This window comes from Pararhizobium antarcticum (genome assembly GCF_001885585.1).
In the GTDB taxonomy this organism is placed as follows: domain Bacteria; phylum Pseudomonadota; class Alphaproteobacteria; order Rhizobiales; family Rhizobiaceae; genus Pararhizobium; species Pararhizobium antarcticum.
Genome location: NZ_LSRP01000093.1, coordinates 37,139 through 50,591, shown reverse-complemented (window position 1 = coordinate 50,591; position 13,453 = coordinate 37,139). Strand labels below are relative to the sequence as shown.

Genomic DNA, 13,453 nt, shown 5'->3' with positions numbered 1-13,453 from the left:
TGCGTATTCCGATGATGCCGGCCACCTATTCCGACGCGAAGCCGGCCACCCATTCCGAATTCATTCCGGCCACGATTCCGGCGTGAAGCCGGTCATCTCAAGCTGAACTCTGGGTCTAGGCAATGAATGGCTCCTGATTGTCGCGTCGTCAAGCCTGGGTTGTTTCGGCGGCGGTGACGGAGCGTTGCTTTCGCATGCTCTCGCCGGACAACTCGATGCGGTATGCATTGTGCACGAGGCGGTCCAGGACGGCATCGGCGATGGTTGGATTGCCGATCATGTCGTACCAATGTTCGACGGGCACCTGGCTGGTGACGATGGTGGATCGCTTTTCGTATCTGTCCTCGACGATCTCCAGGAGGTCGCGTCTTTGCTCGTCATTGAGCTTCTCCGGGCCCCAGTCATCGAGAATGAGCAGGTCGGTTCTCGCCAAGGCCTTCAGCACCTTCGGATACCGGCCGTCACCACGCGCCAAAGCCAGAGTGGCGAAGAGCCTCGGCAGGCGATGATAGGCGACGGAGAAGTCCTCGCGGCACGCCTTGTGTCCGAGCGCGCAAGAAAGCCAGCTCTTGCCGACGCCGGCAGGCCCGATCATCAGTATGCTGTGGCGCTGCCGGATCCAGTCGCATCCGGCGAGCTTCAGGAAGAGATTACGATCGAGGCCACGGGTGGCGCGGAAGTCAATGTTCTCGAGCTGGGCATCGTGGCGGAGTTTTGCGGCCCGCGCCCTGGCCTCGAAGCGCTTCTGGCGGCGTGCGGTGGTCTCGCGCTCAAGAAGAAGAGCGAGCCATTCGCCGTGCTCGAGGTGCCTGGCTTCCGGTTGCGTGTCGAGTTCCTGAAAGGCGCTTGCCATGCCGGAAAGACCGAGTTCGCGCAGCATGTCTACGGTAGGGTTGGTCAGCATGATGGAATGTCTCCTCAATGAAAGTAGCCGGGACCGCGCAAATTGGCGTGTTCCATAACGGCGGCAGGTTCGGTGGAAGGTTTTTTGCCCTTGTAGGTGGCGATGAGCGAGGCGATGGTCTTGCTGTTCAAGCCGCCGATCTCGACAGCGCGTGCTGAAACGGCCTCGGCGCGGTCATGGCCGATATCCCGGTAGAGACGCAGAATCCCTAAGCAAGTTCTGAAGCCCTGTTCCGGATGTGGACGGCTGGCGAGAGTGGCGATGATAAGCCCCTCGGTCTGCGGCCCGATGGATGCGCCCCACCGCCGGAAGCGTTCCGGTGTCCATTCGGCATATCGGCGGTGCGAACTCGGCATATGGGCCGGGTCTGTTCCGTAACGCGGGCCACCATAGCGGCGCTGATGCACGGCAACGCGTTTGCCTCGATGGAAGATCTCGATCATCCGTGCGGTGGCCCGGACATCGACCTGGCTCCGGATGAGACCGTGCGGGACCGAATAGAAGAAGTTTTGGAATTCGACGTGATAATCCGTCGACACCCGCGCCAAGCGCCATTCGGCGAACTCGTAGTGTTCTGTGGGCAGGCTTGCGAGTGCTGCCTGTTCGACCGTCTCAAAGAGGTTCCGACGACTGACGCCCAACCGGCGCATGACGTGATTGTTGATGCGCTCCAGCACCTGGGCGATCGCGGCATTGGCTTCAGTGAGCGAGAAGAATGTCTGCTTGCGAAGACGGCCGAGAATGCAGCTCTGGGCGAACTTTACGCCATTCTCCACCTTGGCCTTGTCCTTCGGGCGTCGCGGACGTGCTGGCAGGACACCAACGCCATAATGAGCAGCCATGACCCCATAGCTGCGGTTGATCTCCGGATCGTAGAAGCTGGCGCGGTTGACGCCGGACTTCAGATTATCGGGCACGATCAGCCGGGGCACACCGTCGAAGAAGGTGAACATGCGCACGTGCGAGCCAATCCAGTCCGGCAGGGTCTGGGTCCATGTGGCTTCCGCGTATGTGTAGCTCGACGCGCCGAGCACGCCGAGAAACAGTTCCGCCTCGCGGATCTCACCGGTCTTGCGATCGACGATCGGCACGCGTCTGCCGGAATAATCCACAAAGACCTTGTCGCCAGCGACGTGTTCCTGGCGCATCGTCGGTGACAGGCGCTTCTCAAAGCCACGGAACAGCTCGCAAAAACGGCTATATCCATACCCATCCGGATGGGCGCTGCGGTATTCCTCCCAAAGGATCAGCAGCGTCACGCCTGGCTTCTTCAGCTCGATCGAAAGCGGCCCCCAGTCGGGCTCTTGGCGCAATCGCTGGCCCTGCTTGACGCCGGGGTGGACGAAGAGCTTGGCCTCAAGAACATCGTCTGTCAGGTCGCTGGCGAGGGGCCAACTCAACCCAGCCATCGCAGCCCGCTTCAGGTTGTCCTGAACGGTGCTGCGAGCAATGCCAAGCATCACCGCGATCTCGCGGCTACTCGTTCCGCTACCCGCAAGCCGCAGCATTTGTCGTATGTGTCGCATGGTCAGCTTTCTTTTTGCAGGCATTAAATTCCCCTCGTGGATATCGAGGGGACACATGCCAAGGTTGCTGACCCAGGGGAACTTGAGTGCCGGAAACTGGCCGGTTATTGATTGGAATGGTGGCCGGCTTCAAATCGGAACGGTGGCCGGTCAATGATCGGAATGGCGGCCGGCTTCAGAGCGGAATCCGCACACTCAACGGCTTTTTTTGGGAAGAAGCGGTTCAAGCACAGCCCATTCTTCATCGCTCAATTCGTGACGGCGCATCGCAATCTCCTTTCAAGGAGATTGAATCACATCGAATGCCGAAGATGAACCCCGTTTATGGGGACGCTCCCTAGAGGCGGAGTTGAGCCGGCATGGGTGGGGCCGTCATTGATTTGGCCGTGGAGTAGGGGCCTCCCCATGTAAATCCAGCCGAGCATTCTGTGATGGTTTCCACGCCGAACTGAGCCGGTTTTACACCGAGAAGTGAGCCACCTCTAATACCAATCGGTATTGATCATGACCGATGGGCCCAATCTCGCAATCCGATTGAGATGATCTTCCATCCCTAAACACGGCGAAAATTGTGACACGCATAATTTTTGCTGGGAACGGATTCACCTAGTATAAAATTTATACAATCATCGCTGATCATGTGAATCGTATTATAATAGTCCGGTCTTCCGGGGACATAAAATGAATTATATTCTCGAAATGAAACATCGAGAAATATTCGACGCGATAATTCGGAAATATTTTTGTCAATTCATAATTTAATATATTTACCACTTTAATCTGTCCTTTTCTTATTTTATGATTTTGATCTTATATGCGAGTTTTCATGGTTACCGCAGCTAATGTTGCAATTTAGAGACCGTCCGAAAACTTTCTCATTTTGAACACAGCCTTCGCAGCATGAGGCGGATGGATGCTAATTTGAGGAAAGCCAGTGCATTTCTCGACAGGTTTTCGAGGTCCTTGGCCAGTCTACGGCATCGCCCGAGCCATGCGATGGTTCGCTCGACCACCCATCGGCGTGGCAGCAGTTAGAAGCCTTTCGCCGTATCGGATCGCTTGATGATTTCGGTAGTCAGGCCTGGTCTGGCCTTCTTCTGACCCTTGGCGAAGATCGGCCCCTGATAGCCGCCATCGGCGTACAGCCTCCTCAAAAATGGGTAGCGCCCGAACAACGTCTTGAGAACGAGAACGCTGCCGTCGCGGTCCTGGATATCTGCCGGGTGAACAAGTGCATGCAGCAGCAGTCCTACTGTGTCGACAAGGATATGCTGCTTCTTGCCTTTGATATTTTTCCCAGCATCATACCCGCACGGGTCGATGCAACGCCCCTTTTTCAGCGCCTTTGACACTCTGGCTATCGATGACAGCCGCAGTAGGACTGGCTTCCCGGCCCATCGCTTCCCGGCATTTCACGTAGAGTTCCGCATGGATACGGCCAAGCGTCCCGTCCCAATTCCAGAGGTCGAAATAACCAAACAGCGTGCTCCGGGGTGGCAGGTCTTTCGGTACAGCCCGCCATTGGCAACCCGTCGACAGAACGTACATGAGGCCGTTCACCACTTCGCGCAAAACCACTGTGCGCTTGCCACCACCCCGCTTACCTGCCGGGATCAACGGTTCAACGATGGCCCATTCTTCGTCGGTAAGATCACTCGGATAACGCAATTTGCTGCGATCATATCGTCCGCGGTTTTCGATCGTCCACATCGGAGCTTCCTCTTGCGATTCGAAAGCCCAAAGGAATCACAACTGCGCCCAACCCGCAAACCTACAGGCACGAATTCCGCTAAACGATTCCACCAATTCCAAAAGTGCTCGGACGGACATTTAAACTCCGATTGGACTGCCAAGCATTGCTGCCGATTATTCATATCTCGTCGTGTTAGAAAATCAACAATGAATCGGTCAATAGTCATTTCGCCAGCGATTTGCTTCTACATATACTGGATGCTTGCGAAAATGACGCCGACTATCCATAAAGTTTTACATGTCTATGAACGCGTTTCATGCTGCACCAATTGTTGTGTGCAGCATGAAACGCGCTTACTATTCGTCAGAGATCGCTTGGCGGCAGTCGCCACTCTTCCATCTCGGCTGGCGAGTATTTCCGCTTTCGTCCCCTGTGCCAGGTTATGTCTTTTTTGATGATCTTCGCCGGCACGCCGGCAATGAGGCTGCCGCTTTCCGCAAACGGTTTGTTAACGAAGGACTTGGCCCCGACAACGCAGTCGTCGGCGATCGTCGTGCCCTTGTTGATGATCGAGCCAACCCCAACCCAGACGTGATCGCCGATGGTGACCGAGGCCGCCGGATTGAGGCGTTTGCCGGTCTTGCGGTCCAGCAGCGAATGGGCATCGCTGGTGCGGACTTCGATCTCGCGGGAAAACATGCACCAGCGGCCGATGCGGATATGGCTTGCTTCGATGCAAAGAAGGTAGACGGAGGCAAAGGTCGTTCCTTCGCCAATTGATACGGACTGGTTCGAGCCCTTGACGACAATGTCTGCGACGAGGCGGCAGTGTTCGCCGACGCTCACATTGATATTGTTTCCCTGAATAAAAATATGGCCCCTAAATTGTGCCGAGGGGGGAACGTCGATCCGGTTGTTGTTGCCTTTGACGCGCAGGGTGCCGAGGAAGCGCCCTTTGATCGACAGGACGTTCTCTCGTCCCCACTCCAGCTTGACGGCGAGCGGCCGCATCCATCGCATGCGTGGCAGGGCCGTGAGGAAATCACGCAGCTTTGCCCATAACGCCATGCCGGAAACGCCCCCCTTCATTTCATTGCCCATAGACCCTCGTCCTAAACCTGAGGGCCGCTTCTTTAAAGGCGTGTTTCGACGGCTTAAGCCGCCAGCTAGGTTCTGTCCCGTATATTGTAATAGCCCATGACGAGAACTGACCAGGCAAACAGGAGACCGAGCGTGACGAGAAAGGAATTGAGCAGTCGGCTTGGATATTGCGCCATCTGCGACAGCGTCGGCTCGATGAAGACGGCGAGATAACGCTGGCGATTGTTGGCGTCAAGCCGGGCCTTTTCCAGGCTTATGAGCGATGCGGCATAGGCGCGTTCCGCAAACTCCCGTTGCGTCTCGAGGGCCTCAAACCGCTGAATGCGGCCCGCAACGTCGGAACTGGAAGCCCCGTCTGTGCTATCCATACCGCTGCCCAGACGCTGCTTCTCGGCTTCGATCTGCTCCTCGATGGATGCAATCCTCGCCTTCATCACGCGGATGCGCGGAGTGTCGTCGCTCATCTGTGTCCGCGCCGTTGTCAGGTCGGAATTCAATTGCACGAGTTGCGCCTCCAGTCCGCCGATCAATTGTGCCGCCAGTTTGGCGCCTTCGACGGGATCGACTTCCTGAGATTGATCACGGTACTGGCGCACACCTACGCGCGCCTGCGCGAGGCGTACCTCAGCGACCAGAACTTCATCCTGCGCTGATTTGAGCACGCCGTCGCGCGCGACAGCGGAGAGGTTGTTGACCAAGGCGTCGCTCTGCTCGATGACAAATTTGGCAATGTCCTGCGACTGCTGCGGATCGAACGCCTTGACCTGTAATTGCATGATGCCCGAGCCATGATCGAAGTTGATGTCTATCATGCTACGCCAGAATGCCACTCTGTCTTCGACCGGCAGGCCGCTTGCCAACCCATAGAAGTAGTCGAGACCGCGGGCGGCATAGATAGCTTCAAGGTCGAATTTTGTCTCGACCGCTTCCAGCATGCGCTCGCTGCGGACAAAATCCATCAGGATGTAGCTGTCCGACACCGTGCTGCTGGATGTCGCCTGCGTAAACATACCAAGAAGGTCTGACGATCCTACAGAAGAGATGCTGCGAACGGAAAAGGAGGACGAACTGTGATATTGGTCAGCAGCCAGGAATACCATGTAAAAGCTCGCCAGCGTTGCTGGAACGGCAACCATCAGGAAAAAGCTGGCGACGATCACTGCGTGACGAAGCCGTAGCGATTTCATCCAGCCACGCTTCTTGGTCACCTCCTGCTTGATTGTCTGGATCTTGTTGCGGCCCTCTGTGATCGGGATCACAAGACGATCGTCTCTTCCCAGAAGCCCTTCGAGAAGGTGAACGCCCTTCGACTTCGCAGCCACTTCCTTGACTTTCCCCGCCTTGTCCGCTGCGGCATCGGCCGATGCGGCACCAGAGTCTACATTCTTGATGACCGCCATTAGCGCTCCTTCATATTTGCATCATGGGCGCGAATTGCATCCTCAATATCATCGTAGTAGATCAGTTTGCCATTTTCCATCACCACGCCGCGATCACAATAGTCGCGAAGCGTCGACGTGCTGTGCGACACCATGATCACATCGGAATCCTGCAGTCGACTTTGAAAAACAATTTGACACTTTTTCTTAAAATTTGCGTCACCGACGGCAGTGATCTCATCAACGAGATAATAGTCGAAATTCACGCCCATACTCAACCCGAAAGCCAGACGTGCCTTCATACCCGAAGAATAGGTGCCGACGGGTGCCTTGAAGAACGGGCCGAGTTCCGCGAAATCCGCGACATAGTCGATGAGTTCGCGTGTATCTACTCCATAGATCCGGGCCACAAAGCGGACGTTCTGTTCACCGGTCATGCCGGCCTGAAAGCTGCCCTGAAATCCCAAAGGCCAGGATACCCGACCGCGTCGGATAATGCGCCCGCTGTCTAGCCTGATGGTACCGGCGATCAGCCGTAGCAGGGTTGATTTGCCCGCACCGTTGCGCCCGAGCAGCCCGGTGCTCTTTCCACGCTTAAGAACAAGTGACGCCCGATCGATGATAGGCTTCGCAATACCCTTCGTGCGGGCAATCTTTGTTGCGTTTTCAAGCCTAATCATTCGTTTCTCAACAATGCAGCGGAAAAAGAGAAAATCACCATTCCAAAAAACAGTGTCAAAAATGCGAAGCTGTAGAGATAGGAAGTATCTAGGCCAATTGCCCTGTATTCGTCATAGAACCCGGTTCTGAAAAGCATGGTTAGGTGGACGAGTGGATTAAGTAAGACCACTTCCTTGTAGGGCGCAGGGATAGAGTCTGGAAGAAAAAAGACGCCGGAAACCATAAACAGAGGTCGGCTGATAATGCTGAACACCTGTTCGTAGAGTGGATATTTGACAAACATAACATTGTTGATCAGGCCGTTGCCCAGCGCTAATATGCTGCCCACAAAGGCCGCCTCGATCAGCGCCGGCCAATAAAGATCAACCGGCACGCGCATGAAAGCGATAATGCCACCGAGCACAACGATTGCGACAAGCGCCGTCGTTCCGAACTGCAGTAAATAGCGCGCAACCATCGCGTCGATGGGGGCGACATTCGGATAGCTAAGCAGTGACTTGTTCGCCTTGACCGCACCATTCAAATAGCCTGCCATGGCCTGATAAAACTGAAATCCTATGTACCCTGTTGCAAAGAAGAGCGGGAAGCTCGTGCCAAGCGCCGGAGCATGTGCAATCGCCTGGAAAATTAAGGTCATCAGCAACACATGCGAAACTGGATCCATCAACGCCCAAGCATAGCCTCCGGGCTTGCTGCCAAAGCGCGCTTCCATTTCCCTTATCAGTAGGGCTGCAACGACGCGGAGATGGGTTTGTATGTGGTTCAAAAGATTTCCAAACCGGCTGCACACGCGACGCAGGAACCAGAATATGCAGATGCCTTGCAAAATCAGACACGGCGGCTATCAAAGTTAACTTTGCGTCATATAGGCGGAAATTTCAAGGTGTCTAGAGCGATAGTCCGCGACAAGTCGATTTCGACCTTCTAAGCGCAAGGCGAGATTTCCATCTAGCTCGTGGTCACTTTGTTAGAAGTCTCTCCAATGCGACTCTCACATTTTTTCCCGTTGGGCGATTGCGGTCTTAATCAGCACAGCCGAAATCACGACGACGATGAGGATGACCGAGATCGCGGCGATTGCCGGGTCGATGTTGTCGCGCAGGCCCATCCACATCATTCGCGGCAGTGTCACCGCATCGATGCTGGTGATGAACAGCGTCACGCCGATTTCCTCCCAGGAGAGGACGAAGGACAGAAAAAAGGCCGTGAGGACGCCGAAACGGATGGTCGGAAGGATCACCTTGAAGACACGCTGGCCGACGCTTGCACCAAAACCCCGGGCCGCCAGATCGATACGCCGGTCCACCTGCGATAGGGAAACCGTGACCATTACGACGGCAAACGGCGCGATCATCACCGCATGGGCAATGGCGACGCCGATCCAGGTGTCGTAGGCGACGATCGAATTGATCTTGGAAAGTCCGATCAGGAAGAAATACAGCGTAATCGCAGAAACCACCGGCGGTGCGACCATCGGCAGAAGCACGAAACCGAACAGCAGGCCGGAAAACCAAGGCCTGAACATCCAGATCCCAAGGCTGAACATCAGCGCCAGAAGCGTCGCGATCCCGGAACTGAGGATGCCGATGCGGATGCTCAGCCCTGTCGCCTGCAACCAGGCCGGATTGTCGATAAGCGCCTGATAGTGGCGCAGCGACCAGATACCCGTCGGCATCGACAGGAACCGCGCTGGCGTGAACGACACCGGAATGACGGCGATCAAAGGCAGAAGCAGGAAGACCGCGACCGCGAAAGCAAGCACGACGGCGATGGGGCTGGGTTTCATCATGATCGGCTATCCCAGCATTCTGTTGGGACGCACGAAACGAACGAGCAGCGCAAGCAGCACCCCCACAAAGACCATCAGCAGTACACTGACCGCAGCCCCCAGCCCCCAGTCCGGGCTCTGGAAGATGCGCAGATAGATCAGTTCGGCAATCATCACGCTGCGGCCACCGCCGAGAATGGCGGGCGTGATGAAGAAGCCTAGCGCAAAGACGAAGACCATCAGGCCGGCACCCAGAATTCCTGGAAGGGTGATCGGCACGAAGATCGTCCAGAAGGTCCGCATCTGCGAAGCCCCCATGCCGCGGGCCGCCAAAAACACGCGCTCGTCAAGACTGCGCATGGCCGACGCGATCGGGAAGACGGCAAAGGGAATGAGGAAATGCGTCATGCCGAGCACGACGCCGAATTCGTTGCGCACCATGGTCAACGGCTCGGAAATAATACCAAGGGACTGCATCCATGTGTTCAGCAGACCACGATTTGACAGAAGCGCCACCCAACCAAACGCGCGGGTGAGAACCGAGATCCAGAAAGGGATGAGAATGCACAGTTCGGTCAGCAGACGCTGTAGCGGCGTGCCACGAACCCAGACATAAGTGATGGCATAGGCACACACGACAGAGGCGACCGTGACGATCAGGCAGATGCGGAACGTCCGCAGGAACACCGAATGGATCAACGGATCGCTGATCGCCTTGCCATATTGGCCGATACCCGGCTCCGGCAGCGTCACACTCCACTGCATGACACCGAGAAACGGAACGAAATAAGCAAGGCCAAGGAACAGGACCAGCGGGCCGAGCAGCAGGACGGGTTTCAGTCTGTCGAGTGTCATCGCGGGCCTCCTTTCTGCTGATTCCAGGTTTTGACTAAGGATGCGAGAAGCGCTCCGCGTTCCCGCTTCTCCCCAGCAGGGAGAAGGTGGCGCATCGCGCCGGATGAAGGAAGCGAAGCATCTGGCTTCAGCGTCGCTGAAGCGCCCTCCTCGTCTCGCTGGGCTCGACCCTCCTCCCCGCAGGGAGAAGGGTCATGATCCTTATGCCGAGATGATCTTGGTATATTCATCCAGCGCCGGGCCGTAATGGGTCTCGTACCAGGCCATGTCGAGTGCCACCTGCTTGGCCATGTTGGCGGGGTCCACAGGGTTTAGCATGGCCTGTTCTGGCGTCAGCATTGCGTCGGTGGCCGGGTTGGCCGGTCCCTGTCCGAGCATTTCGAACATGATCACCTGCTTTTTCGGATCCTGCGCGGAAGCGATAAACTTCATCGCCGCATCCTTCCCGCCCGGATTGCCCTTGATCACGCCCATTGCGCCGGGCGAAATCAGGCCCTGGTCCCAGATGAACTTGATCGAACCGCCGGAATCCTTCTCGATCAGGCCGGCGCGGGTCGACCAGATCAGCGCCATCGAGGCTTCGCCGTTCAGCAGAACGGACTGGCTCTCGGCACCGCCGCCCCAGTAGGAAACGATATTGTCCTTGAAAGCGGCGATCTTCTTGTGGGCGCGCTCGAGATCGAGCGGGTAGAGCTTGGACGGCTCGACGCCGTCCGCCATCAGGGCTGCCTCCCACATACCCGCACCCCACTTGTAGAGCGAACGCTTGCCGGGAAACTTCTCGACGTCGAAGAAGTCCGCCATGCCGGTCGGCACCTTGTCGCCGAATTTTGAGGCGTCATAGGCGATGATATAGGAGAAGAAATAGGTCGAGGCTGCATATTCCCAGGCAAAACCGTCGCGCATCTTGGACTTGTCGACGACCGCATAATCGATCGGCTCCATCATGCCCTTCTTGCCGAGCGCCTGGGCTGAGAACGGATCGGCATCGACGAGGTCCCAGCTCGGCTTGCCGCTTTCGAACTGCGCAGCGATTGCGCCTTCAGTCGGTCCGGAGCCGTCCTGCTTGACTGTTACGCCGGCCTCTTCCTTGAAGGGCGCACCATAGGCCTTGTCATAGGCAGGCCCGGCATCGCCGCCCCAGTTGACGAAGACGAGTTCGCCTTCGGCCGCGCGGGCCCACGAGGCGCTGAGCGCGATCGGGCTTGCGGTCAGAAGCAAAGCGGCCATCTGCGTGAAGCGCCGGCGGGACAGACCGTTCGGCTCGAAACTCTTGGTCATGACGTTCTCCTCTGGTTTTGCGGCGGCTTCTTTGGCGAGGCCGCTCGTTTCAGGCACTTACAGAAAGAAACCCTGGTTGGCGGGCCATCCGGCCCAGACACTCCGGCCCGGTGCAAAGGCACCTGTCACCTCGCGCGTCGGCATCTGCAGGACAAGATCGATGCCGCCAGGCGTCTTCAGCGAAAACCGCGTTTCGGCACCGAGATAGGTCACGTCGCCGATCGTTGCCTGCAGCATGTTGCCGTCCCGGGGCGCCTGTTCGAACAGAACCATGTGCTCCGGGCGGATCGCGAACTGCGCGCTGATCGCCTGTCCCGGTGCCGAAATGCGCATTGGCCGGCCCTCGAAGAGGCCTTCGGCTCCATCATCCGTCGGTTTGACCGAGGACAGGCTGAGGAAATTCACATCGCCGAGAAACTCTGCGACGAAGCGGTTTGCCGGGCGCTCATAGACGTCCTTGGGCGTACCGATCTGCTGCAGCCGTCCCTGATTGAAGATGCCGATCCGAGTCGACAGCGCCAGCGCCTCGGACTGGTCGTGGGTTACAAAGACGAAGGTGGTCCCGGTTTCCTGATGCAGCCGGCGGACTTCCTCCTGCATGGCGCCGCGCAAGTTCTTGTCGAGAGCAGAGAAAGGCTCGTCGAGCAGCAGAACCGACGGCTCGAAGACAAGCGCGCGCGCAAGCGCCACGCGCTGTTGCTGGCCGCCGGACAGGCCGGCAGGGCGCTTGTGTTCATGACCGCGCAGTCCGACACGAGCAATCATGTCATCGACACGGCGCTTGATGTCCCTAGCCGACCGCTTCTGCACCTTGAGTGGAAAGGCGATGTTCTGCTCGACGGTCATGTGCGGGAACAGCGCATAGCCTTGGAAGACCATGCCGAAGGCACGTTTCTCCGCTGGCACTCTGGTAATGTCGAGGCCATCCTTGTGGAGTTTTCCGGAGGTGGGTTCCTCGAACCCGGCAAGGATCATCAGGAAGGTGCTCTTGCCCGAGCCGGATGGGCCAAGCAATGTCAGGAACTCGCCGGAACCGATCGTCAACGAAATATCGCTGAGCGCATGGAAATCACCATAGGCCTTGCCGATTCCCGCTGCTGTGATCTCGGCCGCCTCGTGTCCGCCGTGCATTGACGCTCCTCTATCAAGGGGAAATCGTAGGAGTGTTTCCAGGTGAGGACAAACGAAATATTTTCCTGTCTTCCGCAAATGTAATTTGTCAAATATCGCCGGTTCCTGCGGCGAAAATCCATACCGTTCTAGGCATCTGCGTTATTTTTGAGCATTTCCGTCCGAAGCCAGGCGCTGAACGCAAGGACAGCCTGGCTGTCGGCCTTGGCGTCGGACACCACCATATAATAGGAACGGCTGGACTTGATGCTGATGTCGAAAGGCTGCACCAGTTGGCCGCTGGTCATGGCATGGCGGCAGGTGAAGCGATCGCCGACCGCGACCCCCTGCCCGGAAAGCGTTGCGGCAAAGACCAGGTTCATGTCCGAGAAAATGATGCCGGTGGAGGCGTAGCTCTGGTCGACGCCGGCAAGCGCCAGCCAGTTCTCCCAGTCTTCATAGTCGCCAAGATGCAGCAGGCAGACTTTCTTGATGTCGCCGGGATCGTTGAGGCCACCGATCTTGTTCAAGAGAACCGGGCTGCAAAGCGGCGCAAATTCTACCTCGACAATCAGTTCCACCTTCATCGACGGCCAGTTTCCCGTGCCGAAGGCGATGAACAGATCGACGTCCGGATTGCTGATATCGTCCAGCCGGCGCGGTGTGACGATTGAAATCCGCACATCCGGATAGGCCTCGCGGAAATGCGAAATGTAGTTGCACAGCCAGTTGGAGGCGAAGCCCGGCGGACAGCTGACGGTGATCGCGCCACTGACACCGCGGCTGGCATGGCGCGACGCCGATCCGGCAATAGTGTTGAGTGCCTGCCGGATATCGGCGGCATAGCCGAGCCCCTGCTCGGTCAATTCGATGCGGGTGCCGACGCGGTTGAAGATCTGGAAGCCAAGTTCGCGCTCGAGAAGCCGCAACTGGTGGCTGATGGCGCTGCGGGTCAGGTTCAGTTCATCGGCGGCCTTCCAGACCGTGCCGTGACGGGCAAAGCTTTCCAGCGCCCTCAAGGCCTGCGTCGATGGGATACGCTGCATGCTTGCGTCCTCTGATCCGGATGTGAGGCTAGACCGGTTTTTGAGCAATGGCGAACATAATTTGCCGAAGACGAGAAAACATTTCACTTTTTCGCGCTGCCAATCGGCG

At 57.2% G+C, this 13,453-nt stretch carries 12 protein-coding genes and 1 pseudogene; 1 reads left to right on the top strand and 12 read right to left on the bottom strand.

Annotation, left to right across the window (positions count from 1 at the left end; translation table 11 throughout):
• Positions 1-148: 148 nt before the first annotated feature.
• Complete coding sequence (istB, locus tag AX760_RS15060) at positions 149-904, bottom strand: IS21-like element helper ATPase IstB (RefSeq protein ID WP_071833745.1); 756 nt, start codon at positions 902-904, stop codon at positions 149-151.
• A gap of 14 nt (positions 905-918) precedes the next feature.
• Positions 919-2,430, bottom strand: a complete 1,512-nt coding sequence (gene istA / locus AX760_RS15055; RefSeq protein WP_087149263.1) for an IS21 family transposase — start codon at positions 2,428-2,430, stop codon at positions 919-921.
• Between the two features lie 86 nt (positions 2,431-2,516).
• Between istA and AX760_RS15050 the strand changes: the two genes are divergently transcribed.
• Positions 2,517-2,771, top strand: a complete 255-nt coding sequence (locus AX760_RS15050) for a hypothetical protein (RefSeq protein WP_139275968.1) — start codon at positions 2,517-2,519, stop codon at positions 2,769-2,771.
• A 534-nt stretch (positions 2,772-3,305) separates the two neighbouring features.
• On the opposite strand, the pseudogene AX760_RS15045 reads toward AX760_RS15050, so the two are convergent.
• The 10 genes and pseudogenes from AX760_RS15045 to AX760_RS15000 form a co-directional block, all read right to left on the bottom strand.
• Positions 3,306-4,140: pseudogene (locus AX760_RS15045) on the bottom strand (IS5 family transposase).
• Positions 4,141-4,486: 346 nt separating this feature from the next.
• Entirely contained in the window at positions 4,487-5,224 is a 738-nt protein-coding gene (locus AX760_RS15040) for an acyltransferase (RefSeq protein ID WP_071833742.1), read from the bottom strand.
• A gap of 65 nt (positions 5,225-5,289) precedes the next feature.
• Complete coding sequence (locus tag AX760_RS15035) at positions 5,290-6,624, bottom strand: KpsE/RkpR family capsule polysaccharide export protein (RefSeq protein WP_071833741.1); 1,335 nt, start codon at positions 6,622-6,624, stop codon at positions 5,290-5,292.
• A complete protein-coding gene (locus AX760_RS15030; protein WP_071833740.1) occupies positions 6,624-7,283 on the bottom strand; it encodes an ABC transporter ATP-binding protein in 660 nt (219 codons plus the stop codon). The genes AX760_RS15035 and AX760_RS15030 overlap by 1 nt, the downstream gene beginning before the upstream one ends.
• Positions 7,280-8,050, bottom strand: coding sequence for an ABC transporter permease (locus tag AX760_RS15025; RefSeq protein WP_071833739.1), 771 nt, complete (start codon positions 8,048-8,050; stop codon positions 7,280-7,282). The genes AX760_RS15030 and AX760_RS15025 overlap by 4 nt, the downstream gene beginning before the upstream one ends.
• 225 nt (positions 8,051-8,275) lie before the next feature.
• Complete coding sequence (locus AX760_RS15020) at positions 8,276-9,073, bottom strand: ABC transporter permease (protein ID WP_071833738.1); 798 nt, start codon at positions 9,071-9,073, stop codon at positions 8,276-8,278.
• 6 nt (positions 9,074-9,079) lie between these two features.
• Positions 9,080-9,907 (bottom strand): ABC transporter permease, encoded by an 828-nt coding sequence (locus AX760_RS15015; protein WP_071833737.1) that lies wholly within the window; start codon positions 9,905-9,907, stop codon positions 9,080-9,082.
• A 201-nt stretch (positions 9,908-10,108) separates the two neighbouring features.
• The gene (locus tag AX760_RS15010) at positions 10,109-11,188 is read right to left on the bottom strand and encodes an ABC transporter substrate-binding protein (RefSeq protein WP_071833736.1); all 1,080 of its coding nucleotides are present in this window, start codon (positions 11,186-11,188) and stop codon (positions 10,109-10,111) included.
• Positions 11,189-11,245: 57 nt separating this feature from the next.
• Positions 11,246-12,319: an ABC transporter ATP-binding protein gene (locus AX760_RS15005; protein ID WP_071833735.1), complete on the bottom strand. Its 1,074-nt coding sequence runs from the start codon at positions 12,317-12,319 to the stop codon at positions 11,246-11,248.
• A 128-nt stretch (positions 12,320-12,447) separates the two neighbouring features.
• On the bottom strand, positions 12,448-13,344 hold the full coding sequence (locus AX760_RS15000) for a LysR substrate-binding domain-containing protein (protein WP_071833734.1): 897 nt from the start codon (positions 13,342-13,344) through the stop codon (positions 12,448-12,450).
• Between the last annotated feature and the right edge of the window lie 109 nt (positions 13,345-13,453).

Coding starts and splice junctions, on each gene's coding strand:
- istB (WP_071833745.1), bottom strand. CDS start 904: ATGCTGACCAACCCTACCGTAGACATGCTGCGCGAACTCGGTCTTTCC.
- istA (WP_087149263.1), bottom strand. CDS start 2,430: ATGCGACACATACGACAAATGCTGCGGCTTGCGGGTAGCGGAACGAGT.
- AX760_RS15040 (WP_071833742.1), bottom strand. CDS start 5,224: ATGGGCAATGAAATGAAGGGGGGCGTTTCCGGCATGGCGTTATGGGCA.
- AX760_RS15035 (WP_071833741.1), bottom strand. CDS start 6,624: ATGGCGGTCATCAAGAATGTAGACTCTGGTGCCGCATCGGCCGATGCC.
- AX760_RS15030 (WP_071833740.1), bottom strand. CDS start 7,283: ATGATTAGGCTTGAAAACGCAACAAAGATTGCCCGCACGAAGGGTATT.
- AX760_RS15020 (WP_071833738.1), bottom strand. CDS start 9,073: ATGATGAAACCCAGCCCCATCGCCGTCGTGCTTGCTTTCGCGGTCGCG.
- AX760_RS15015 (WP_071833737.1), bottom strand. CDS start 9,907: ATGACACTCGACAGACTGAAACCCGTCCTGCTGCTCGGCCCGCTGGTC.
- AX760_RS15010 (WP_071833736.1), bottom strand. CDS start 11,188: ATGACCAAGAGTTTCGAGCCGAACGGTCTGTCCCGCCGGCGCTTCACG.
- AX760_RS15005 (WP_071833735.1), bottom strand. CDS start 12,319: ATGCACGGCGGACACGAGGCGGCCGAGATCACAGCAGCGGGAATCGGC.
- AX760_RS15000 (WP_071833734.1), bottom strand. CDS start 13,344: ATGCAGCGTATCCCATCGACGCAGGCCTTGAGGGCGCTGGAAAGCTTT.